The organism is Micromonospora sp. WMMC264, assembly GCF_027497275.1.
Taxonomy (GTDB): Bacteria; Actinomycetota; Actinomycetes; order Mycobacteriales; family Micromonosporaceae; genus Micromonospora; species Micromonospora chalcea.
Window position 1 is genome coordinate 1,714,078 of sequence record NZ_CP114907.1, and the last position, 22,147, is coordinate 1,736,224.

At 72.8% G+C, this 22,147-nt stretch carries 22 protein-coding genes; 19 read left to right on the top strand and 3 right to left on the bottom strand.

What is annotated here, in order from left to right; all coding sequences use genetic code 11:
- Position 1: 1 nt before the first annotated feature.
- From O7542_RS06940 to O7542_RS06975, 8 genes are all read left to right on the top strand, one after another.
- Positions 2-1,177 (top strand): hydroxymethylglutaryl-CoA synthase, encoded by a 1,176-nt coding sequence (locus tag O7542_RS06940; RefSeq protein WP_281605905.1) that lies wholly within the window; start codon positions 2-4, stop codon positions 1,175-1,177.
- A 53-nt stretch (positions 1,178-1,230) separates the two neighbouring features.
- Complete coding sequence (locus tag O7542_RS06945; RefSeq protein ID WP_104112297.1) at positions 1,231-2,121, top strand: aromatic prenyltransferase; 891 nt, start codon at positions 1,231-1,233, stop codon at positions 2,119-2,121.
- 90 nt (positions 2,122-2,211) lie between these two features.
- Complete coding sequence (locus O7542_RS06950) at positions 2,212-3,345, top strand: histidine kinase (protein WP_064445540.1); 1,134 nt, start codon at positions 2,212-2,214, stop codon at positions 3,343-3,345.
- A complete protein-coding gene (locus O7542_RS06955; protein ID WP_030499014.1) occupies positions 3,342-4,004 on the top strand; it encodes a response regulator transcription factor in 663 nt (220 codons plus the stop codon). The genes O7542_RS06950 and O7542_RS06955 overlap by 4 nt, the downstream gene beginning before the upstream one ends.
- Positions 4,005-4,195: 191 nt before the next feature.
- Positions 4,196-4,591, top strand: a complete 396-nt coding sequence (locus O7542_RS06960; protein ID WP_209962393.1) for a DUF6223 family protein — start codon at positions 4,196-4,198, stop codon at positions 4,589-4,591.
- Between the two features lie 54 nt (positions 4,592-4,645).
- Positions 4,646-5,110, top strand: a complete 465-nt coding sequence (locus O7542_RS06965; protein ID WP_043323072.1) for a DUF6220 domain-containing protein — start codon at positions 4,646-4,648, stop codon at positions 5,108-5,110.
- Entirely contained in the window at positions 5,107-7,125 is a 2,019-nt protein-coding gene (locus O7542_RS06970) for a multicopper oxidase family protein (protein ID WP_281605906.1), read from the top strand. The genes O7542_RS06965 and O7542_RS06970 overlap by 4 nt, the downstream gene beginning before the upstream one ends.
- Positions 7,126-7,136: 11 nt before the next feature.
- Positions 7,137-7,526, top strand: coding sequence for a VOC family protein (locus O7542_RS06975; RefSeq protein ID WP_281605907.1), 390 nt, complete (start codon positions 7,137-7,139; stop codon positions 7,524-7,526).
- Between the two features lie 141 nt (positions 7,527-7,667).
- Here O7542_RS06975 and O7542_RS06980 read toward each other — a convergent pair whose 3' ends face one another.
- Both O7542_RS06980 and O7542_RS06985 read right to left on the bottom strand, forming a co-directional pair.
- Complete coding sequence (locus O7542_RS06980; protein WP_281605908.1) at positions 7,668-8,135, bottom strand: DUF6069 family protein; 468 nt, start codon at positions 8,133-8,135, stop codon at positions 7,668-7,670.
- A gap of 95 nt (positions 8,136-8,230) precedes the next feature.
- Positions 8,231-10,216 (bottom strand): anthranilate synthase family protein, encoded by a 1,986-nt coding sequence (locus O7542_RS06985; protein WP_281605909.1) that lies wholly within the window; start codon positions 10,214-10,216, stop codon positions 8,231-8,233.
- 214 nt (positions 10,217-10,430) lie between these two features.
- Here O7542_RS06985 and O7542_RS06990 point away from each other — a divergent pair, with 214 nt between their 5' ends.
- Genes O7542_RS06990 through O7542_RS07030 form a run of 9 tightly spaced genes read left to right on the top strand, consistent with a single transcriptional unit; the run spans position 10,431 to position 19,199 of the window.
- On the top strand, positions 10,431-11,714 hold the full coding sequence (locus O7542_RS06990) for an aspartate kinase (protein ID WP_281605910.1): 1,284 nt from the start codon (positions 10,431-10,433) through the stop codon (positions 11,712-11,714).
- A gap of 15 nt (positions 11,715-11,729) precedes the next feature.
- Positions 11,730-12,551, top strand: a complete 822-nt coding sequence (locus tag O7542_RS06995; RefSeq protein ID WP_064445544.1) for a 2-amino-3,7-dideoxy-D-threo-hept-6-ulosonate synthase — start codon at positions 11,730-11,732, stop codon at positions 12,549-12,551.
- Positions 12,552-12,582: 31 nt separating this feature from the next.
- Positions 12,583-13,686, top strand: a complete 1,104-nt coding sequence (locus O7542_RS07000) for a 3-dehydroquinate synthase II family protein (protein WP_281605911.1) — start codon at positions 12,583-12,585, stop codon at positions 13,684-13,686.
- Positions 13,687-13,712: 26 nt separating this feature from the next.
- On the top strand, positions 13,713-14,474 hold the full coding sequence (locus tag O7542_RS07005; RefSeq protein ID WP_281605912.1) for an amidohydrolase family protein: 762 nt from the start codon (positions 13,713-13,715) through the stop codon (positions 14,472-14,474).
- Positions 14,471-15,787: an AMP-binding protein gene (locus tag O7542_RS07010; RefSeq protein ID WP_104112306.1), complete on the top strand. Its 1,317-nt coding sequence runs from the start codon at positions 14,471-14,473 to the stop codon at positions 15,785-15,787. The genes O7542_RS07005 and O7542_RS07010 overlap by 4 nt, the downstream gene beginning before the upstream one ends.
- A gap of 10 nt (positions 15,788-15,797) precedes the next feature.
- Positions 15,798-16,988 carry an FAD-dependent monooxygenase gene (locus O7542_RS07015; protein ID WP_281605913.1) on the top strand — a complete coding sequence of 397 codons (1,191 nt, stop codon included), beginning with the start codon at positions 15,798-15,800 and terminating at the stop codon, positions 16,986-16,988.
- Entirely contained in the window at positions 16,988-17,773 is a 786-nt protein-coding gene (locus tag O7542_RS07020) for a 2,3-dihydro-2,3-dihydroxybenzoate dehydrogenase (protein WP_281605914.1), read from the top strand. The genes O7542_RS07015 and O7542_RS07020 overlap by 1 nt, the downstream gene beginning before the upstream one ends.
- 32 nt (positions 17,774-17,805) lie before the next feature.
- Positions 17,806-18,486, top strand: a complete 681-nt coding sequence (locus tag O7542_RS07025; protein WP_281605915.1) for an isochorismatase family protein — start codon at positions 17,806-17,808, stop codon at positions 18,484-18,486.
- A gap of 11 nt (positions 18,487-18,497) precedes the next feature.
- The gene (locus O7542_RS07030; protein ID WP_281605916.1) at positions 18,498-19,199 is read left to right on the top strand and encodes an SDR family oxidoreductase; all 702 of its coding nucleotides are present in this window, start codon (positions 18,498-18,500) and stop codon (positions 19,197-19,199) included.
- Here the strand turns inward: O7542_RS07030 and O7542_RS07035 are convergent.
- Positions 19,192-19,932 (bottom strand): DUF6081 family protein, encoded by a 741-nt coding sequence (locus tag O7542_RS07035; RefSeq protein ID WP_113973001.1) that lies wholly within the window; start codon positions 19,930-19,932, stop codon positions 19,192-19,194. The genes O7542_RS07030 and O7542_RS07035 overlap by 8 nt on opposite strands.
- Positions 19,933-20,127: 195 nt before the next feature.
- On the opposite strand from O7542_RS07035, the gene O7542_RS07040 reads away from it, so the two are divergent.
- Together O7542_RS07040 and O7542_RS07045 are read left to right on the top strand one after the other, a co-directional pair.
- Positions 20,128-20,463: a DUF485 domain-containing protein gene (locus O7542_RS07040; RefSeq protein ID WP_043323102.1), complete on the top strand. Its 336-nt coding sequence runs from the start codon at positions 20,128-20,130 to the stop codon at positions 20,461-20,463.
- On the top strand, positions 20,460-22,139 hold the full coding sequence (locus tag O7542_RS07045) for a hypothetical protein (protein WP_210872433.1): 1,680 nt from the start codon (positions 20,460-20,462) through the stop codon (positions 22,137-22,139). The genes O7542_RS07040 and O7542_RS07045 overlap by 4 nt, the downstream gene beginning before the upstream one ends.
- The last annotated feature ends 8 nt before the right edge of the window (positions 22,140-22,147 follow it).

Genomic DNA, 22,147 nt, shown 5'->3' on the forward strand with positions numbered 1-22,147 from the left:
GATGGCCGCGAGACCCGCCGTCGGCATCCACGACCTGTCCGCCGCGACGACGCACCACGTGCTGACGCATGCCACGCTGGCCGCCACCAACGGCACCGACGTGGCCAAGTACCACCGGGGCATCGGCCTGCGGGCGATGAGCGTGCCCGCCCCGGACGAGGACATCGTGACCATGGCCGCTGCCGCCGCCGCGCCGGTCGTCGCCCGCCACGGCACCGACCGGATCCGGACCATCGTGTTCGCCACCGAGTCGTCGGTCGACCAGGCGAAGGCGGCCGGGATACACGTCCACTCCCTGCTCGGCTTCCCCTCGGCCACCCGGGTGGTCGAGCTGAAGCAGGCCTGCTACGGCGGTACGGCGGGACTGCAGTTCGCCGTCGGCCTGGTGCACCGCGACCCGTCGCAGCAGGTCCTGGTGATCGCCAGCGACGTGTCGAGGTACGCGCTGGGCGAGCCCGGCGAGGCGACCCAGGGCGCCGCGGCGGTCGCCATGCTCGTCGGCGCGGACCCGGCTCTGGTACGCGTCGAGGACCCGTCGGGCATGTTCACCGCCGACGTCATGGACTTCTGGCGGCCGAACTACCGCACCACCGCCCTGGTCGACGGGCACGAGTCCATCTCCGCCTACCTGCAGGCGGTGGAGGGCTCGTGGAAGGACTACACCGAGCGCGGCGGCCGCGCGCTGGACGAGTTCGGCGCGTTCTGCTACCACCAGCCGTTCCCCAGGATGGCCGACAAGGCGCACCGGCACCTGCTCAACTACTGCGGGCGCGACGTCGACGACGCGCTGGTCGCCGGCGCCATCGGGCACACCACCGGGTACAACGCCGAGATCGGCAACAGCTACACCGCGTCGATGTACCTCGGGCTCGCGGCGCTGCTCGACACCGCCGACGACCTGAGCGGCCGGACCGTCGGCTTCCTCAGCTACGGGTCCGGCAGCGTCGCCGAGTTCTTCGCCGGCACCGTCGTGCCCGGGTACCGCGAGCACACGCGACCCGACCAGCACCGCGCGGCGATCGACCGGCGGCAGGAGGTCGACTACGACACGTACCGGGAGCTGCACGAGCACGCCTTCCCGGTCGACGGCGGTGACTATCCCGTGCCGGCGGTGACCACCGGCCCGTACCGGCTGGCCGGGCTCTCCGGCCACAAGCGCGTCTACGAGCCGCGATAGCGACCGGCCAACGCCGGGCGCCCCCGACCGAACGACACATGCTTGGAGGATCGATGTCCGGAACTCCCGAGGTGGCCGAGCTCTACTCGACCATCGAGGAATCGGCCCGGCAGCTGGACGTGCCCTGTTCGCGCGACCGGGTCTGGCCCGTCCTGTCCGCGTACGGCGACGCGTTCGCGCATCCCGAGGCGGTGGTCGCCTTCCGGGTGGCGACCGCGCTGCGTCACGCGGGTGAGCTGGACTGCCGGTTCCGGACGCATCCGGACGACCGGGACCCGTACGCCTCGGCGATCGCCCGGGGCCTCACCCCGCGGACCGACCACCCCATCGGCGGCCTGCTCGCCGAGGTGCACCGGCGCTGCCCGGTGGAGAGCCACGGCATCGACTTCGGGGTGGTCGGCGGCTTCAAGAAGATCTACGCGGCCTTCGCCCCGGACGAGTTGCAGGTGGCCTCGGCGCTCGCCGGCATCCCGGCGATGCCCCGCAGTCTCGCCGCGAACGCCGGGTTCTTCACCCGGCACGGTCTCGACGACCGGGTCGGCGTGCTGGGCTTCGACTACCCGGCCCGGACCGTGAACGTCTACTTCAACGACGTGCCGCGCGAGTGCTTCGAGCCGGAGACGATCCGGTCGACGCTGCGGCGGACCGGGATGGCCGAGCCGAGCGAGCAGATGCTGCGGCTCGGCGCCGGGGCATTCGGGCTCTACGTGACGCTGGGCTGGGACTCCCCGGAGATCGAACGGATCTGCTACGCCGCGGCGACAACGGATCTGACCACGCTTCCCGTACCCGTGGAACCGGAGATCGAGAAGTTCGTGAAAAGCGTTCCGTACGGCGGCGGGGACCGCAAGTTCGTCTACGGCGTGGCGCTGACCCCGAAGGGCGAGTACTACAAACTCGAGTCGCACTACAAATGGAAGCCGGGCGCGGTGAACTTCATTTGAACGCCGGCCGGTGCCGCCCGGCCGGCGGCACCGGGATCAATGCCTGTTCGCTCGGGGCTCAACCCTGGCACCCTCCGCTAAAGTGCGATTATGAGGACTGGACTGTCCAGTGTGTGGGCCCGGGTGAAGAACTGGGTCATCGCGGTCGGTGTGGCGGCGGTGCTGTTGATCAGCGCGCTGGCCGGTGACCATCCCGCCCCCGACGGCCTCGGGCTGCTCGGCTACGCGCTGGTGGTGGCGAGCGGCCTGGCGCTGGCCGCCAGTCGCCGGGCTCCGGTCGCCGTGCTGGTCGCCACCGGGCTGTGCGTGGTGGGCTACAACGCGGTCGGCTTCGGGGTGCCGGCCATCGCGTACCTGTTCGCGGTGTACGCGGCGGTCCGGGCCGGGCACCGGCTCGTCACGCTCGGGGTGAGCGCGGCCCTGCTCGTCGTGCTGCCGCTGGCGATCATGGCCTCGCCGGCGGACGGCGCCCTCAAGGAGGCGCTCGCACAGTCGCGGGGCGTGCTCGAACTGGCCTGGCTGGTCGCCGCGGCGGCGGCCGGTGAGGCGTTGCGGCAGGCCGAGCGGCGGGCGGACGAGGCGGAGCGCACCCGCGAAGAGACCGCCCGGCTGCGCGCGACCCAGGAGCGGCTGCACATCGCACGGGAGCTGCACGACTCGCTCACCCACCAGATCTCGATCATCAAGGTGCAGGCGGAGGTCGCGGTCCACCTGGCCCGTAAGCGCGGCGAGCAGGTGCCGGAGTCGCTGCTGGCGATCCAGGAGGCCGGCCGGGCGGCGACCCGGGAGCTGCGCGCGACCCTGGAGACGCTGCGCGACCTGACCAAGTCCCCGTCGCACGGGCTCGACCACCTCCCGGAACTGCTGGCCGGGGCCGAGAAGATCGGCCTGGCCACCACGCTGACGATCGAGGGTGACCAGCGGGACGTGCCGGAGGCGGTGGGCCGCACCGCGTACCGGATCGTCCAGGAGTCGCTCACCAACACGGCCCGGCACGCCTCCGCCGCGGCCGCCGCGGTCCGCATCGACTACCGCCCGGACGCGCTGAGCATCCGGATCGACGACGACGGCACGGCCCGGCCGGGCGCCGCCCCGGTGCCCGGCGTCGGGCTGCTCGGGATGCACGAGCGGGTCCTTGCGCTGGGCGGCCGGCTCCGGGCGGAACCCCGCAGCGGCGGCGGGTTCACCGTCCAGGCCGAACTCCCGGTGGTGCGCGTCCCATGATCAGGATCATGCTGCTCGACGACCAGCCGCTGCTGCGCAGCGGGTTCCGCGCGCTGCTGGACGCCGAGGACGACATCGAGGTGGTGGCCGAGGGCGGGAACGGCCGGGAGGGCCTGGCCCTGGCCCGGCACCACCTGCCCGACCTCGCCCTGATCGACATCCAGATGCCGGTCATGGACGGCGTCGAGACGACCCGGCAGATCGTCGCGGACCCGGCGCTGGCCGGGGTGCGCGTGGTCATCCTGACCAACTACGGCCTCGACGAGTACGTCTTCCACGCGCTGCGCGCCGGCGCCACCGGCTTCCTGGTCAAGGACATCGAGCCGGACGACCTGCTGCACGCCGTGCGGGTAGCCGCGCGCGGGGACGCGCTGCTCGCGCCGTCGATCACCCGGATGCTGATCAACAGGTACGTGTCGGAGCCGCTCTGCGCGGACGTCACGCCCGGCATGGAGGAGCTGACCAACCGGGAACGCGAGGCGGTCGCGCTGGCCGCCCGGGGCCTGTCCAACGACGAGATCGCCGATCGCATGGTGATCAGCCCGCTGACCGCGAAGACCCACGTCAACCGCGCCATGACCAAGCTCCAGGCCCGCGACCGCGCACAGCTGGTGGTGTTCGCCTACGAGTCCGGCCTGGTGTCACCCGGCAATCGCTGACCGGGCGGCACGGCCCGGTCTGTCGCTCGCAGTGCTGCGACTGCGGTATACGGCTGCTCCGCGCGCAGACGCCGCACCGCGGGAATACCGTCACCGCAGTAGATCGATTGTCTCCATCGGCATGACGACCCGTAGCGGAGTCGTTACCTACGCTGGCGCAGATGCCTGTTCCCGCAGCCGAAGGGGCTCCCATGTTCATCCGTCGTCTGCTCACCGCCGCCGCAACCGGCGTCCTCGGTGGGCTCGCACTCGTCGCGCCGGCGGCCGCGCAGGTGACGGCCGCCGACGGTGACGGTGGTTCCGGCCGGGCCGGGTCCGTGCTGGCGCTCGCGCTCGCGTTGCTCGGCCTCGTCCTGGGCGTGTGGGCGTTGCGCTCCGCGGGGCGCGGCGGCGGTCGTGGCAACGCGATCGCCGCGCTGGTGCTCGCGGCGGCCGGCCTGATCGCCGGTGTGGTCGCCCTGGCTGGCTCCGACGGCGGTGTCGGCAGCGGCAACGGCCGTGGCGGCGCCATCGTGTCCGTCGTGCTGGCCCTGATCGGGATCGCCGTCGGCGGTCTGGCATTCACCCGCTCCCGGCGCGCCGCCTGACCGGCGCCGCCGACCGAACACCCCGGTGACCCAACCGACCCGAAGGGGAGTCCCATGCGCAAAGTGTTCGCCGGACTGGCAGCGTTCCTGCTGCTCGTGCTCGTGGTGCAGTTCTTCCTGGCCGCCAGCGGCGCGTTCAGCAACGAGGCCAACGAGGAGGCGTTCCGCCCCCACCGGATCCTCGGTCTGGGGAGCATCCTCGTCGCCGTGGTGCTGACGGTGGCCGCCGCGGTGATGCGGATGCCCGGCCGGATCATCGGCCTGTCCGGCCTGGTCGCCGGGCTGGGGATCCTGCAGGCCCTGATCGCGGTCATCGCCAAGGCGTTCGGCGACTCGGCCGGCGACTCGGCCGTCGGCCGGTACGTGTTCGGCCTGCACGCGGTCAACGGGCTGGTGATGGTGGCCGTCGCCCGCGTCATCCTGCGCAGCGTCCGGCCGGGGCCGGACACGACGACCACGCCCGGCGTGGACACCACTGTGACCGGCCCGGCGGCCGACTCGGCGCGAACGGCCTCATGAGCACGCTCCAATGGATCCTCGTGGACCACGTCGTGGCACTGCTCGGTGTCGCGACGTGGTTCGCGGCAGGCGTGACCGCCGCGCTCGGCCGCAACCGCCTCGCGCTGGGCCTGCTCGCCGCCGCGGTGCTCGTGACGATCACCCGGCTGGGCACCGTGGCGCTGCTGGCCGGGCGCGGCTGGTGGTTCGTCCAGGAGAAGGTTCTGCTGGGGCTGCCGCTGCTCTTCGCCGCCGGGATCGTCGCGGTGCTCCTCGCCGGCCCGCGGCTGCTCGCGGCCCGGCAGTCGCCGGCCACGGGCCTGCCGGCCGGCGGGCTCGTCGCGCTGCTGACCGCCGGTTACGCCGCGCTGGCCGGCCTGGTGGTGACGTTCACCGCCGGCTACCCGTTGACGTTGAGCACCTCGCTGATCGCCGTCGCCGTCGTCTGCGCTGGCGCGCTGCTCACCGCCCGGGTGGTCGGACGACCCGCCGGGCAGGGCGCGGACGCGGGCGCCCCGGAACGCTCGGCGGCGGCTGACGCGGGCTCTCCCGAACAAGCGCCGGTGGCGGCCGGGGCGTCGGCGCTGTCCCGCCGCCGGTTCCTCGGCGTGGCCGGGGGCGTCGTCGCGGCGGGCGCCGGCGCCACCGGCGTCGGCCTGCTCTTCCGGGAGCCCGAGGCGATGGTCACCGGAGGCGGCCCCGGACACGCCGGTGGCGCCGGCCCGAAGGTTTCAGTGGCGGACCTGCGCGGCCCCGGCGCTCCGGCGGCGGGCGGCACCGCGCGACGCCACGTGCTCACCGCCCGGACGGGCACCGTCACGCTGCCGGCCGGGCGTCCGATCGACGCCTGGAGCTACGAGGGCCGGCTGCCCGGGCCGGCCATCACCGCGACCGAGGGCGACCTGATCGAGGTGACGCTCCGCAACGCCGACATCGAGAACGGTGTCACCCTGCACTGGCACGGGTACGACGTGCCGTGCGGCGAGGACGGCGCGCCGGGCGCCACGCAGCACGCGGTGCGGCCCGGCGGCGAGTTCGTCTACCGGTTCCAGGCGGACCAGGTGGGGACGTACTGGTACCACACCCACCAGGCGTCGCACCCCGCCGTGCGCAAGGGGCTGTACGGGACGCTCGTCGTGACGCCGCGCGAGGACCGGCCGGACGCGGAGCGCGGGCTGGACCTGACGCTGCCGGTGCACACGTTCGACGACGTCGTGATCCTCGGCGACCAGGAGGGACGCGCCGTCCACGACGTCCGCCCGGGACAGCCGGTGCGGCTGCGTCTGATCAACACCGACTCGAACCCGCACTGGTTCGCCGTCGCCGGCTCGGCGTTCCGGCTGGTGGCCGTGGACGGCCGCGACCTCAACCAGCCGGGCGAGGTACGCGAGGTCGGCCTCCGCCTGCCCGCCGGTGGCCGGTACGACGTGGTCCTGACCATGCCGGACGCCACTGTCACGCTGCTGCTCGACCACGACCCCGACCAGGGCGTCCTGCTGCGCCCGGCCGGTGCCGGCGGCGGCGACCGCACCCTGCCGGACACCGGCGACTGGCCCGAACTGGACCTGCTGGAATACGGCGAGCCGGCACCCGTGCCGTTCGACGGCGACGACGCCGACCGGCACTTCACCATCGTCCTCGACCGCGCCCTGGCCATGGTCGACGGCAAGCCCGCCTACGCCCAGGCCGTCGACGGCCGCGCGCACCCCTCCGTCCCGGACCAGCTCGTCCGGGAGGGTGACGTCGTGCGCTTCACGGTGGTCAACCGGAGCCTGGAGACCCACCCGTGGCACCTGCACGGTCATCCGGTGCTGATCCTGTCCCGCGACGGCCGGCGCTACTCCGGCAGCCCGCTGTGGATGGACACGTTCGACGTGCGGCCGGGAGAGGTCTGGGACGTGGCGTTCCGGGCGGACAATCCGGGTGTCTGGATGAACCACTGCCACAACCTGCCGCACCAGGAGCAGGGCATGATGCTGCGGCTCGTCTACGACGGTGTCACCACGCCCTTCGACAGCACGAGCCACGCACACTGAGGGGGACTGCCATGACCGCAGACGTGCACTCCCTGGCCGGCGTCCGCTACGTCGTCGACGACGTGCCGGCGGCGATCGAGTTCTACACCGCCCACCTGGGTTTCACGGTGTCGACCGCGTTCCCGCCGGCCTTCGCGGACGTGGTGCGCGGGCCGCTGCGGCTGCTGCTGTCCGGTCCGGCCAGCTCGGGCGCCCGGGTCACGCCGGCGGACGCGGCCGGGTGCGGGCGCAACCGTATCCACCTGATCGTCGACGACGTCGACGCCGAACGGGAGCGGCTGCAGCGGGCCGGGGTGACGTTGCGCAGTGACATCGTGTCCGGGCCGGGTGGTCGTCAGTTCCTGGTCGCCGACCCGGCCGGCAACCTGGTCGAGATCTTCGAGCCGACCGCCCGCGGCTGAGCCACCGGACCCGACCGCCTCCCGTCTACCCCGGACCGTCCGCGCCGATCTTGCACTTGCCGCCCTTCCAGTGCCGGGGATATCCCTTTTGCGGGGGCCGAAAGTGCAAGATCGCGGAGGCTGGGAGGGACGGTGGCGGGATCAGTACCGGTTCGTGGTGGGTGCGGAGAGCCGGGCGGCCAGGATGGGGATGATCACCGCGCCGGCGATCACGTGGGTGCCGGCGAGGACGAGCTGCGTGGACACGGCGGTGTCCTGGGCGAAGGCGGGCGCGGCGAGGGACAGCACTGTGAACGCGACAGTGCCGGCGACGAAGACGCGTGCGGGCCGCCGGGCCCGCCGGGCCGCGACCACCGCCAGGACGATCCCGCCGATCGACCAGAGCACGACGCTGCGGGCGATGGCGCCCACCGGGATCGCCTGCGCCTGCTCCTCCCAGACACCTGCCGCCTCCATCGGTACGCCGAGACCCCGGGCGGCGAGCGTGAACGCCTCCGCGGCCACCGCCCCGGCGAGGGTGGCCAGGACGCCGACCAGCCACACCGGGGCGGTGGCCAGCGACCGGGTCGACCGCGCCGCGACGGGGGGTCGCTGAGTGGCCTCATCCACGGCGTCGCCTCCGGTCCGGTGCCTCGATGTGTTCTCCGGGAGAATGCGGGGACGCCACGACGGCAGTCAATCGTGGACAGTTGAACGCCGAGGCGTCACGGCCGGGTCCCGCGCCGGCCCGCCGCCCCGGCCGCGGCGGCGGCCGTGCCGTCGGCGAGCAGGGAGACCAGCAGATCGCCCAGGATCCGCGGGCCGTGCTGGGTGAGGACCGACTCCAGGTGGAACTGGACGGACCGGAATCCCGCGCCGCGCAGCGCGTGCACGTCACCGCTGTCCGGGCTGCGGCTGATCTCGATCGGGCCCCGGCGGCCACCGGCCACCACGTCGTGCGCGGAACGGGCCGTGTAGGTGTTGTAGAACCCCACCAGCTCCGGCCGGCCGAACAGGTCGATCCGCTTCTGCACGCCCTGGTTGGGCACCGCGCGCCGGGCGAGGGGGAACCCCAGCTCGGCGGCGAGCACCTGGTGGCCCAGGCAGATGGACAGGAACGGCACCGTCCCGGCGAGCAGGTCGCGGGTGAGCCCGCGCAGAGTCCGCATCCGCCTGTCGCTCAGGTCGCCCGGGTCGCCGGGGCCGGGACCGACGACGACGAGGTCGTATCCGTCCGGCCGCAGCGGGCTGTCGAACCGGACGATGCTCGACCGCAGCCCGAGGGCCCGCAGCTGGTGGTCGAGCATGGCCATGAAGGTGTCCTCGTTGTCGACGACGAGCACGCGGCGCCCGGCCAGCGCCCGGTTCGGGATTCTCCGCTCCGCGCCGTCGAGCCAGAACCTCGACAGCGTGGCGTTGCGCTCGCGCAACGCCCGCCGTACCCGGGGGTCGGTGGCCAGGGACGAGCGTGCCCGCACGGGCGTCGCCGGCCCGCCGTCCGGGCCGGCCGGGTCGACGCCGAGGCCGAGCGCCGCGCGCATGCCGCCCGCCTTGGCCCGCGTCTCGGCCACCTCCGACTCCGGCTTGGAGTCGCGTACCAGGGTGGCGCCGACGCCCAGGCGGAGCGTGCCGTCGTGGTCGATCTCGGCGGTGCGGATCATGATGGCCGAGTCGAGCGTACGGCTGCCGGCCGGGTCACTGCCGATCAACGCGAGCACGCCGCCGTAGTAGCCGCGGCCGGTCGTCTCGTGGCGGGTGATGACCCGGAACGCGTTCTCGATCGGGCTGCCGGTGACGGTCGGCGCGAGCAGCGTCTCCCGCAGCACGTCGCGTACGTCCAGGTCGCTGCGGCCGGTCAGGATGTACTCGGAGTGCGTCACCCGCGCCATTTCCTTGAGGAACGGGCCGTGCACCTGGCCGCCGGAGGCGCACATCCGTGCCATCATTTTCAGTTCCTCGTCGACCACCATGTAGAGTTCGTTCGCCTCTTTCGGGTCGTTCAGGAATTCCAGCAGACCGGAAACCGCCGGGCCGTTCGGAGGATGCCGGTACGTCCCGCTGATGGGATTCATCGAGACGGTTCCGTCGATCATGCTGACGTGCCGTTCCGGTGACGCGCCGATGAACGTGCCGGCGCCGGAGTGGAACAGAAACGTCCAGTAGGAACCCAGCTCACCGGTCAGCAACCGGCGGAAGATCGCCAGTTCGGTGGCGGTCGAGCAGTCGGCCAGCCGCGCGGTGAAGGTGCGCCGGATGACGAAGTTGGATCCGGCGCCCTGCCCGATCTCGTCGCCCACCACCCGCTTGACGATCGCCGCGTAGTCCTCGTCGCTGAGGTCGAAGTCGGCGTCGGTCACCGGTACGGCGCGCTCGGGCAGGCCCGCCAGCGCCTGCTCGCGGTCGAGCCCGAACTGCTCGTGGACGCGCATCGCGAGCAGTGGAGCGCCGTCGTCGTGGCAGTCGTACCCCCGCTCGGTGACCTGCCGGTACGGCACCGCGACGAGCAGGTCGTGCCGCCCGCCGGTCGCCGGCCCGGCGGGCAGGGGCAGCTCGGCGAGCGTGTCCACCTGGCACACCTCGCCGGTCAGAACCTCCACGTACGCGCTCCCGGCCGCGCCGGGCCGGTGCAGCAGGGCGAAGGCACGCCCGCCGCCGCCGAGACCGGACAGCAGATCCGGGAATCCGGCCACGTTCGATTCCGTCCCGTCCATGTCGCTCCCTTTGCCCTAGAGATCGCCTGTCGATAGTGCGTCCGGCAAAAGGCGTCGCGCATGACGTGTTGTCGCCGACGGCATCACGTGTTTCCGGTAACGCGCCGACGTTATGGCGTGAACGACTGAATCGGCGGGCTACTACTCGGGCGAGTAGTGCCCACGCAGATCGACCGCGATTACTGTCGACCGCAATGCCGATACGACGAGGGCGGTGAAGACGACTGTGGACGTGCTGGTCCAGAAATACGGGGGCACCTCGCTGCAGACCCTCGACCGCGTACGGCACGCCGCGCTGCGGATCGCCGCGGCTCGGCGGGACGGGTCCGCCGTGACAGTTGTCGTGTCGGCCCGCGGCAGCCGCACCGACGACCTGCTGCGGCTCGCGGCCGACGTCGGCGCCGCCGGCCCGTCCCGGGAACTCGACCAGTTGCTCGCAGTCGGCGAGTCCGAGTCGGCGGCGCTGATGGCGCTGGCGTTGACCGGGCTCGGCGTGCCGGCCGTCTCACTGACCGGGCACCAGGCGGAGATCCACACCACCGACCGGCACGGCGACGCGCTGATCTCGCGGATCGGGGCGGCGCGGGTCGAGGCGGCGCTGGGCCGCGGCGAGGTCGCCGTGGTCACCGGGTTCCAGGGGATCGACCGGGCCGGGGACGTCGCCACGCTCGGACGCGGCGGCTCCGACACGACAGCGGTGGCGCTCGCCGCCCGGCTGCGCGCGTCGGCGTGCGAGATCTACACCGACGTGGACGGCGTGTTCAGCGCCGACCCCCGCATCCTTCCGGCGGCGCGTTGCCTGCCGTGGGTCGAGCCCGGCGTCATGGCGGAGATGGCGTTCGCCGGCGCGCGGGTCCTGCACACCCGATGCATCGAGCTGGCCGCCATGGAAGGGGTCGAAGTGCGCGTGCGCAACGCGTCGTCGCAGGCACCCGGAACGACAGTCGTGGACCGGCCGGACGACCGGCCGCTGGAGACCCGGCGGGCCGTGGTGGCGGTGACCCACGACACCGACGTGGTGCGCGTGCTGGTGCACTGCCGCGACGGCCGGCGGGACATGGCGCCCGACGTGTTCGAGGTGCTGGCCGCCCACGGCGCGGTGGCGGACCTGGTGGCCCGGTCCGGGCCGTACGAGAGCGAGTTCCGGATGGGGTTCACCATCCGCCGCAGCCAGGCCGACGCGGTGCGGACCGCGCTGCACAACCTCACCGCGTCCTTCGACGGCGGCGTCCACTTCGACGAGAACGTCGGCAAGGTGTCGGTGGTCGGCATAGGCCTGCTCAGCCGCCCCGAGCACACGGCCCGGCTGATGGCGGCGCTGGCCGAGGCCGGGATCTCGACGAGCTGGATCTCCACCTCCCAGATGCGGCTGTCGGTGATCGTGTCGCGGGACCGCACCGTGGACGCCGTCGAAGCCCTGCACCGCGCGTTCCGCCTCGACCGGTCCGAGCCGGCGGACGCCACGTCCCTGACCTCCCGTCGTTCCGCCACCGCCTGAGAGAGGTAGGAAACCGTGGCCGTACTCAACGCTTCGTTCGCTCGTGGCCTGCGTCTGCGCCGACTGTTCCGGCGCGGCGACGGACGCCTGCTCGTCGTCCCGCTCGACCACTCCGTCACCGACGGGCCACTTCGCCGCGACCTGAACTCGCTGCTCGGTGAGCTCGCCGGCACCGGCGTGGACGCCGTGGTGCTGCACAAGGGCAGCCTGCGGCACGTCGACCACGGCTGGTTCGGCGACATGTCGCTGATCGTGCACCTGAGCGTGAGCACCCGGCACGCGCCGGACCCGGACGCGAAGTACCTGGTCGCGCACGTGGAGGAGGCGCTGCGGCTGGGCGCCGACGCGGTCAGCGTGCACGTCAACCTGGGCTCGCCGCAGGAGGCGCGGCAGATCGCCGACCTGGCGGCGGTGGCGGGGGAGTGCGAACGCTGGAACGTGCCGCTGCTGGCCATGGTGTACGCCCGCGGGCCGCAGATCACCGACTCCCGGGCGCCGGAACTGGTGGCGCACGCCGCGACGCTCGCCGCCGACCTCGGCGCCGACATCGTCAAGACCGACTACGCGGGTACGCCCGAGCAGATGGCCGAGGTGGTGCGTGGCTGCCCGATCCCGCTGATCGTGGCCGGCGGCCCGCGCTCGGCCGACACCGAGACGGTGCTCGCCCACGTCTCGGACGCGCTGCGCGCCGGTGTGGCCGGCATGGCCATGGGCCGCAACGTGTTCCAGGCCGAGCAGCCCGGCCTGATGGCCGCCGCCGTGGCGCGGCTGGTGCACGAACCACGGCACGTCCCGGACCGGTACGACGTCGACGACCGGCTCGCCCTTACGTCCTGAGACTCCCTGACCGTCCACCGAGGAGAAACCCGTGAAGCTGTGCTGGCTGGACATCCGTAACGTCAACGGCGCCAAGGAGGCAATCGTCGAGGAGGCGGTCCACCAGCGGGTGGACGCCGTCGTGGCGGCCGATCCGGCCGACCTGGAGACGCTCCCCCCGACGGTGAGGAAGGTGCTGTTCCCACAGGGCGGGCCGCTGCCGGAGAAGCTGGAACCGGCCGACCTGGTGATCGTCGAACCAGCCCGGCACGGCGAGCCCGCCGAGCTGGCGGCCCAGTTCCCGGACGTGGAGTTCGGCCGGTTCGTCGAGATCGTCGACGCGGACAGCCTGGAGGACGCCTGCCGGTCCGCGCGCCACGACCGGTGGAGCCTGCTGTACTTCCGCGACCCCACCAAGATTCCGCTGGAGATCGTGCTGGCCGCCGCGGCGGGCGCGGCGGGCAGCATCATCACGCAGGTCGCCGACGTCGAGGAGGCGGAGATCGTCTTCGGCGTGCTGGAGCACGGCTCGGACGGCGTGATGCTGGCGCCGCGCGCCGTGGGGGAGGCCACCGAGCTGCGGACCGCGGCGGTGAGCACGGCGGCGGATCTGTCGCTCGTGGAGCTGGAGGTCACCGGCATCCGGCGGGTGGGCATGGGCGAGCGCGCCTGCGTCGACACCTGCACGAACTTCCGCCTGGACGAGGGCATCCTGGTCGGCTCGCACTCCACCGGCATGATCCTGTGCTGCAGCGAGACGCATCCGCTGCCGTACATGCCGACCCGGCCGTTCCGGGTCAACGCCGGCGCGCTGCACTCGTACACGCTGTCCGCCGGCGGGCGGACCAACTACCTCAGCGAGCTGGTCTCCGGCGGCCGGGTGCTGGCCGTCGACTCGCAGGGGAAGTCCCGGGTCGTCACCGTGGGACGGGTCAAGATCGAGACGCGCCCGCTGCTGGCGATCGACGCGGTCTCCCCCTCCGGGACACCTGTCAACCTCATCGTTCAGGACGACTGGCACGTGCGCGTGCTCGGGCCCGGCGGCACGGTCCTCAACGTCACCGAGCTGACCGCCGGCACGAAGGTGCTCGGCTACCTGCCGGTGGAGAAGCGGCACGTCGGCTACCCGATCGACGAGTTCTGCATCGAGAAGTGAGCGGCGGCGGGAAGGGGAGCGGGGCGATGACCGCGCAGCCGGTGCTGGACTTCCACGTACGCCTGGCGCCCCGGCCCGGCGCGCGGGAGCGGCTGCTCGACGCGCTGGGCGAGTGCGGGCTGACACGGGCGGTGGTGTGCGCGGGCGGCACCATCGACCTGGACCGGCTGTCCCGCCAGCTCGTCACCGGCGGCCACGTCGAGACCGACGCCGACAACGACGCGGTGGCGGCGGCCTGCGCGGGCACCGACGGGCGGCTGGTGCCGTTCTTCTTCGCCAACCCGCACCGGCCCGCCGAGGCGTACCGGTCCCGGGCCGCCGAGTTCCGCGGCCTGGAGATCTCACCCGCCGTGCACGGCGTCGCGCTCACCGACCCGCGGGTCGCCGACCTGGTGGCCGTGGCGGCGGAGTTCGACCATCCGGTGTACGTGGTCTGCCTGGACCGTCCCGGCGCGGGCGTGGCCGACCTGGTCGGCCTGAGCCGCCGGTTCCCGCGGGTGAGCTTCGTGCTCGGGCACAGCGGCATCGGCAACATCGACCTCTACGCCCTGACCCTGATCCAGGACGAGCCGAACATCTCGCTGGAGACCTCCGGCGGCTACACCTGCGTGGCCGAGGCGGCGCTGCGCCGCCTCGGCGACGACCGGGTGGTGTTCGGCTCCGAGTACCCGCTGCAGCACCCGGCCGTGGAGCTGGCCAAGTTCCAGGCGTTGCGACTGCCGCCGGACCAGTGGCGGCGGGTCGCCTGGGACAACGCGCATCGACTGCTAGGAGAGGAGAAGCGGTGAGCGAGCCGAGTTCGACCCTGCCCCGGCTCGGCCAGTGGCACGGCCCCGAGGACCTGCGGCGCCTTCAGGAGAAGCAACTGGCGGAGACGTTCACCTGGGCGGCCCGGTCGCCGTTCTACCGGGCGCGACTGGCGTCCGGGGCGCCGCCGGTGACCCCGGCCGACCTGGCCGACCTGCCGCTGACCACCAAGCAGGACCTGCGGGACAACTACCCCTTCGGCATGCTCGCCGTGCCCCGCGAACGGCTGGCGACCTACCACGAGTCGAGCGGCACCGCGGGCAAGCCCACCCCCTCCTACTACACCGCGGAGGACTGGACCGACCTGGCGGAGCGCTTCGCCCGCAAGTGGATCGGCATGTCCGCCGACGACGTGTTCCTGGTCCGCACGCCGTACGCGCTGCTGCTGACCGGGCACCTCGCCCACGCCGCCGCCCGGCTGCGCGGGGCCACCGTCGTGCCCGGCGACAACCGGTCGCTGGCCATGCCGTACGCCCGGGTGGTCCGGGTGATGCACGACCTGGACGTCACACTCACCTGGTCGGTTCCGACGGAGTGCCTGATCTGGGCCGCCGCGGCGATCGCGGCCGGGCACCGGCCCGACATCGACTTCCCGGCGCTGCGCGCGCTGTTCGTCGGCGGCGAGCCGATGACCGACGCCCGCCGGCGGCGGATCAGCCGCCTGTGGGGGGTGCCGGTCATCGAGGAGTACGGCTCGACCGAGACCGGCAGCCTGGCCGGGGAGTGCCCCGAGGGCCGCCTGCACCTGTGGGCCGACCGGGCGCTGTTCGAGGTGTACGACCCGGCCACCGGGACCGTCCGCGCGGACGGCGACGGCCAGCTCGTGGTCACGCCGCTGTTCCGGGAGGCGATGCCGCTGCTGCGGTACAACCTCGAGGACAACGTGTCGGTCTCCTACGACGACTGCGCGTGCGGCTGGAAGCTGCCCACCGTGCGGGTGCTCGGCCGGTCGGCGTTCGGCTACCGGGTCGGCGGCGCCACCATCACCCAGCACCGGCTGGAGGAGCTGGTCTTCTCCCTCCCCGAGGCGTACCGGGTGATGTTCTGGCGGGCCAAGGCGGAACCGGCGCTGCTGCGGGTCCAGATCGAGGTGGCCGCCGCGCACCGGGTCGCCGCCGAGGCGGAGCTGACCCACGCGATCCGGGCCGCGTTCGGCGTGGACAGCGAGGTCACCGGCCTGGCGCCCGGGAGCCTGATCCCGCTGGACGCGCTGACCAGCATGCCGGACGTGGTGAAGCCACGCAGCCTGTTCGGCCCGGACGAGGACTGGAGCAAAGCGCTCCTCTACTACTGAGGGAACCGACATGCCGCAGATGAGGGTCGCCGTGGCCGGCGCCGGCATCGCCGGGCTCGCCTTCGCCGCCGCCCTGCGCCGGGCCGGGATCGACTGCCACGTGTACGAGCAGGCCGAACAGCTGACGGAGGTGGGCGCGGGCGTGCAGGTGGCGCCGAACGCCACCCGGCTGCTGCACCGGCTGGGCCTGCGTGACCGCCTGCGTACGGTGGCGGTGGCGCCGCAGGCGATCGAGATGCGCCGCTGGGACGACGGCACGCTGCTGCAACGCACCCCGCTGGGCAGCGCGTGCGGACGCCGCTTCGGCGCGCCGTACTACGTGGTGCACCGCGCGGACCTGCACAGCAGCCTGCTGTCGCTGGTGCCGCCCGACCGGGTGCACCTGGGCGCCCGCCTCACCGCCGTGACGCAGACCGCCGACGAGGCGTACCTGCACCTGTCCAACGGCACCACCGTCGCGGCGGATCTCGTGGTGGGCGCCGACGGCATCCACTCGGTCGCGCGCGAGCAGATCGTGGCGGACCGGCCGCGCTTCTCCGGGCAGTCCATCTACCGCGGGCTGGTGCCGGCCGAGCGGGTGCCGTTCCTGCTCACCGAACCCCGGGTGCAGCTGTGGCTCGGGCCGGACCAGCACTGCGTCTGCTATCCGGTGTCCGCCGGCCGGCAGGTGAGCTTCGGCGCGACGGTGCCGGCCACCGACTGGCGGCAGGAGTCGTGGTCGGGCCGGGGTGACGTGTCGCAGCTCGCGGCCGCGTACGCCGGCTGGCACCCGGACGTCACCCGGCTGATCGTCGCGGCCGACCGGGTCGGCCGGTGGGCGCTGCACGACCGGGACAGCATCGACCGGCTCAGCGCGGGACGGGTGACGCTGATCGGCGACGCCGCGCACCCGATGCTGCCGTTCCAGGCGCAGGGCGCGAACCAGGCCGTCGAGGACGCGGTGGTGCTCGCGGTCTGCCTGGCCGGCGTGGAGCCGGCGGGCCTGGGCGCCGCGCTGCGCCGCTACGAACGGATCCGCCTGCCCCGGACCACCCGGATCCAGCGCCAGTCCCGGGCCAACGCCGAGACGTTCCACCTGGCCGACGGCGCCGACCAGCGCCGCCGGGACGTCGCCGCGCAGTCCTCGTCCGGCCTGGACCGCCACGAATGGCTCTTCGGGTACGACGCCGAGAAAGCCACCACGACCAGCGGAGGCACCTGATGGAACTGACCGGAATCGAGTCGAGGGTCGCCCTGGTCACCGGCGCGGCGCAGGGCATCGGCGCCGCCGTGGCCGGTGTGCTGGCCCGGGCGGGCGCGCAGGTGGCGGCGGTGGACCGCAACGCCGAGGCGCTGACCACGGTCGTGACGAAGCTCGCCGCCGAGGGCGACTCGGCGCGCGCCTACTGCGTCGACGTGTGCGACAGCGACGCGGTGGAGGCGCTGGTGCGGCGGGTCGAGGACGAGATGGGCCCGGTCGGCATCCTGGTGAACGCCGCCGGCGTGCTGCACACCGCCCCGGTCGTCGAGCTGTCCGACCGGCAGTGGCGCCGGACCTTCTCGGTGAACGCCGACGGCGTGTTCCACGTGTCCCGGGCGGTGGCGCGGCGGATGGTCGGCCGCCGCCGGGGCGCGATCGTCACCGTGGCGTCCAACGCCGCCGGGGTGCCGCGTACCGAGATGGCCGCGTACGCCGCCTCCAAGGCCGCGTCCGCCCAGTTCACCCGCTGCCTGGGGCTGGAGCTGTCCGGCTACGGCATCCGGTGCAACGTGGTCTCGCCCGGCTCCACCGACACCCCCATGTTGCGGGCGATGCTCGGCGAGGGCGCCGACCCGAGCGCGGTGATCGAGGGCACGCCGGGCGCGTACCGCGTCGGCATCCCGCTGCGCAAGCTGGCCCAGCCGCGCGACGTGGCCGAGGCGGTCGCCTACCTGGTGTCCGATCAGGCGGGCCACGTGACCATGCACGACCTGTACGTCGACGGCGGCGCGGCCCTGCACGTGTGACGCCGTGGCACGGAAACCGGAGGCGAGAACCGATGGCCATGACCCCGATCGCGCCGTACCGCATGCCCGGCGACGGCGACCTGCCCGGCACCACGCTGCCGTGGCGTCCGGACCCGGACCGGGCCGCCGTGCTGGTGCACGACCTGCAGCGCTACTTCCTGCGCCCGTTCGCGGCCGGGGAGTCCCCGATGGCCGAGCTGCTGCCCAACGTCGCGAAGCTGCTCGCCGCGGCGCGGGCAGCCGGCGTGCCGGTGCTGTACACCGCGCAGCCCGGCGGCATGAGCCGGCGGGACCGCGGGTTGCTGCACGACCTGTGGGGCCCCGGCATGAGCTGCGACGAGGACGACCGGGGCATCGTCGACGACGTCGCCCCGCAGCCGGGCGACGCGGTGCTGACCAAGTGGCGCTACAGCGCGTTCTTCCGCAGCGACCTGGAGGAGCGACTGCGCGGCGCCCGGCGGGACCAGCTCGTGGTCTGCGGCGTGTACGCGCACATGGGGTGCCTGATCACCGCCTGCGACGCGTTCAGCCGCGACATCGAGGCGTTCCTGGTGGCGGACGCGCTGGCCGACCTGTCGCGTGCGGACCACCTGATGGCGCTGCGCTACGCCGCGGACCGCTGCGCGGTGCCCTTGTGGACGGCGGACGTGCTGGACGGCCTGGCGGGCGACGCCGGCGCGGCGCGCCCGGATCGGAGCAGCATCAAACGATGAGGAGAGCATCGATGTCGGAACGGACCCGGGTCGTGGTCGTCGGCGGCACCTCGGGGATCGGGCGGCACTTCGCCCGGTTCTGCGCCGAACGCGGAGACGACGTGGTGATCACCGGCCGTTCGGCGGCCCGGACCAAGACCGTCGCGGACGAGATCGGCGGGTCGACCCGGGGACTCGCCCTCGACCTGGCCGAGCCGGAGCGGATCGCGGACGCGCTCGCCGACGTGCCGCACGTCGACCGGCTCGTGGTCGCGGCGCTCGACCGTGACCACAACACCGTCCGCGCGTACCGGCCGGGCGACGCGGCGCGGCTGCTGACCGTCAAGCTGGTCGGCTACACGGCGGTCCTGCACGCCCTCGCCCCGCGGATGACCGACGAGAGCGCTGTCGTGCTGCTCGGCGGCCTGGCCAGCCACCGGCCGTACCCCGGCTCCACCACAGTCACCACCGCCAACGGCGGGATCAGCGCGCTGGTCCGGACCCTGGCGGTGGAACTCTCGCCGATCCGGGTCAACGCCCTGCACCCGAGCATCGTCTCCGACACGCCGTTCTGGAGCGACAAGCCCGCCGCGCGGGAGGCCGCCGCGACGCGCGCGCTCACCCGGCGGCCGGTCACCATGCGGGACTGCACCGAGGCGATCGACTTCCTGCTGACGAACCGCGCGATAAACGGCGTCAACCTGAACATCGACGGCGGAGACGTGCTCATCTGACGCCTGCGGCGATCCGCCACGGCCCCCACCACCCGGTCGCGCCCTGCCCGTGCTCCCGCTGCTCGCGGGAGTACCGGGCCAGGTCGCGCGCGGAGAACAGCGCCATGCCGGCGTGGAATCCGGTCACCGGCACCGGAACCCGCGCCCAGTAGGCGAGCCGGCCGTCGACGTGGAACTCCACCTCCGACGTCGGCGCCCGGTAGGTGATGGCGTAGCCGTGCGCCCGGCCCGGCTCCGTCGGCACATCCAGGACCACCCGGTGGACGTAGTGCTCGTGCGGCTGGGTCACGCCGGGCAGCGCGAGGCGCTCGACAGTCGCGTACACGGTGTCGTTCGTCGCGGCGGCGTTGAACACGACGCCGGTCTCCAGGTCGAACAGGGCCACCGTGCCGAACGCGTCCAGCAGGTCGTGCGGGATCTGCCGGTACGTCCGCACGCCCATCTCCACCTCGACGGTCAGCGTGCCCTCCGCCGGCACGGCGAAGCGTCGCACCGACCGGTACATCTGCTTGGCGTTGTTCTGCCGGGGATCGGTGTCGTGGAAGCGGGTGAACGGGTCGACGGTCAGCTCCAGCCGCCCGTCGCCGGTGCGGACGCGGGCGTTGCGGTCCTGGTACCTGTGGGTCTGCCCGTCCGCGCCGGTGATCGACATGACCGCCCAGCGGGCGGGGTCCAGCTCGCGGCCGGTGAAGTCGTCGTACGTCCACGCGCTGGTTCTCAGTGCCGACGTCATGCAGTCACCATCGGACGCCGGCCGGGCGCGGGCATCACCCGTTCACGCGGTTCGGCCGGGCCGGGCACGCCAATGCGCCGGCAGCCTCCCGGAAATCCCGTGATTAAGCCATGCCGCAGCGTGAGCGGTCGCCGAGACTGACGCCGCACGCCATCTCCGCATCGTCTGCGACGTTCTCACCAGGGGGAGAGAGCAATGGACACGGCAGCTCCGGCACCGGACGGCGGTCGTTACCTCGCCGTCCATCACAGCGCAGAGTTCAGGGAACTACGGCGACGATCGAGCACGGTCACGCTCTGGGCCAGCGTCGCCTTCTTCGGGTGGTGGTTCCTCGGCAGCCTGCTCGCCACCTACGCTCCGGACTTCTTCCGGGAGAAGGTGGCCGGCCCGGTCAACGTGGGCCTGCTCTTCGTCTTCCTGTCGTTCACCTTCGTGGTGACGCTCGCCGCCTTCTACCTGCGCTACGCCCGCACGCGGCTCGACCCGCTCAGCGAGAAGATCCGCGCCGACCTGGAAGGAGCGTCCCGATGAGCGTCGTCCTCGCAGACCCGCCACCCCCGGTCGACAACACGTGGGCGACGCCCGCGATCGCCGTCCCGGTCACCGTCGTCCTCGCGCTCGCGGTGCTCTACCTGGTCCGCTCGGCGCGCGCCAGCACCACCACCGCGGACGGCTTCCTGCTGGCCGACCGGCGGATCGGGCCGGTGCAGAACGCGCTGGCGGTGGCCTCCGCGCCGCTGATGTACTCGACGATGTACATCATCACCGGCCACATCGCGCTCAGCGGCTACGACGCCATCCTGCTGATGACCGCCTTCACGATGGGCACCATGCTCGCGCTGTTCCTCTTCGCCGGGCCGGTGCGCAACGTCGGCGGCTACACGCTCGGCGACCTGCTCGCGGTGCGCGTCCGGGAACGGCCGGCGCGGATGGCCTCGGCGGTGCTCACACTGCTGACGTACGTCATGCTGACCGTGATCATGATGGCCGCCATCGCGTTCATCTTCAACCGCTGGTTCGGCGTCGACGCCCTCGTCGGCCTGGTCCTGCCGGTCTTCGTGGTCGGCCTGGTCACCGTCGGGTACGTGTACCTCGGCGGGATGCTCGGGGTCACCCGCATCCTGGTGTTCAAGCTGGTGCTGTCGGTGGTCGTGGTGGGCGTGCTGACCGCCTGGGTGCTGGCCCGCTTCGACCTGAACCTGTTCAGCCTGCTGGAGCGGGCCGAGGCCAACGCGGCGCCGGTGCCCAGCGGCAGCGACCTGCTCGGCCCGGGCCGGCTGTTCGGCGAGGGCGCGACCACGCTCGTGCACCTGTCGAAGCTGTTCGCCATCGCGGTCGGGGTGGCGGCGATCCCGTTCCTGTTCATGCGCAACTTCGCGGTGACCAGCGGGCGGGACGCGCGCCGGTCGACCGGGTGGGCGTCGATGATCATCGTCGGGTTCTACCTGTGCCTGTCCGTGGTCGGGCTGGGCGCGGTCGCGATCCTCGGCCGGGACAACATCGGCGTCATCAAGGCCCACCGCGACATCAGCTTCCCCAAGCTCGCCGACGAGCTGGGCGGGCCGGTGATGGTCGGCTCCCTCGCCGGCGTCGCGGTCCTGACGATCGTCGGGGTCTTCGCGCCGCTGCTGCACAGCGCGGTGACGACGGTGACCAAGGACCTGAACGTGCTGCGGGGCCGCCGGCTGGACCCGGCCGCCGAGCTGAAGGACATCAAGCGCAACACCCTGATCATCGGCGTCGGCTCCGTCCTGCTGGCGGTCGCGATGCTGCCGGTACGGACCCACATCTTCATCCCGACCTCGATCGACGTGGCCGGCGCGGTGGTCCTGCCGATCGTCGTCTACGCGCTGTTCTGGCGCCGATTCAACACCCGCGGCCTCCAGTGGACGGTCTACGGCGGCCTCGCGCTCACCGCGTTCCTGGTGCTGTTCTCCAACGGCGTCTCGGGCGAGCCGGACGCCATCTTCCCGGACCGCAACTTCAAGTTCGTGGACATCGAGCCCGCGCTGATCACGGTGCCGGTCGGCTTCCTGCTCGGCTACCTCGGCTCGATCACCAGCCGGGAGCGCGACGACGCCGCCTTCGCCGAGATGCAGGTCCGGTCGCTCACCGGCGCGGTGGCCACGGGACCGGCGCGGCCGGCCGCCGTCGACGACGAGGACCGCGACGGCCGCCAGGACCGGGCGCCCAGCCCGGTGAGCTGACCATCCGC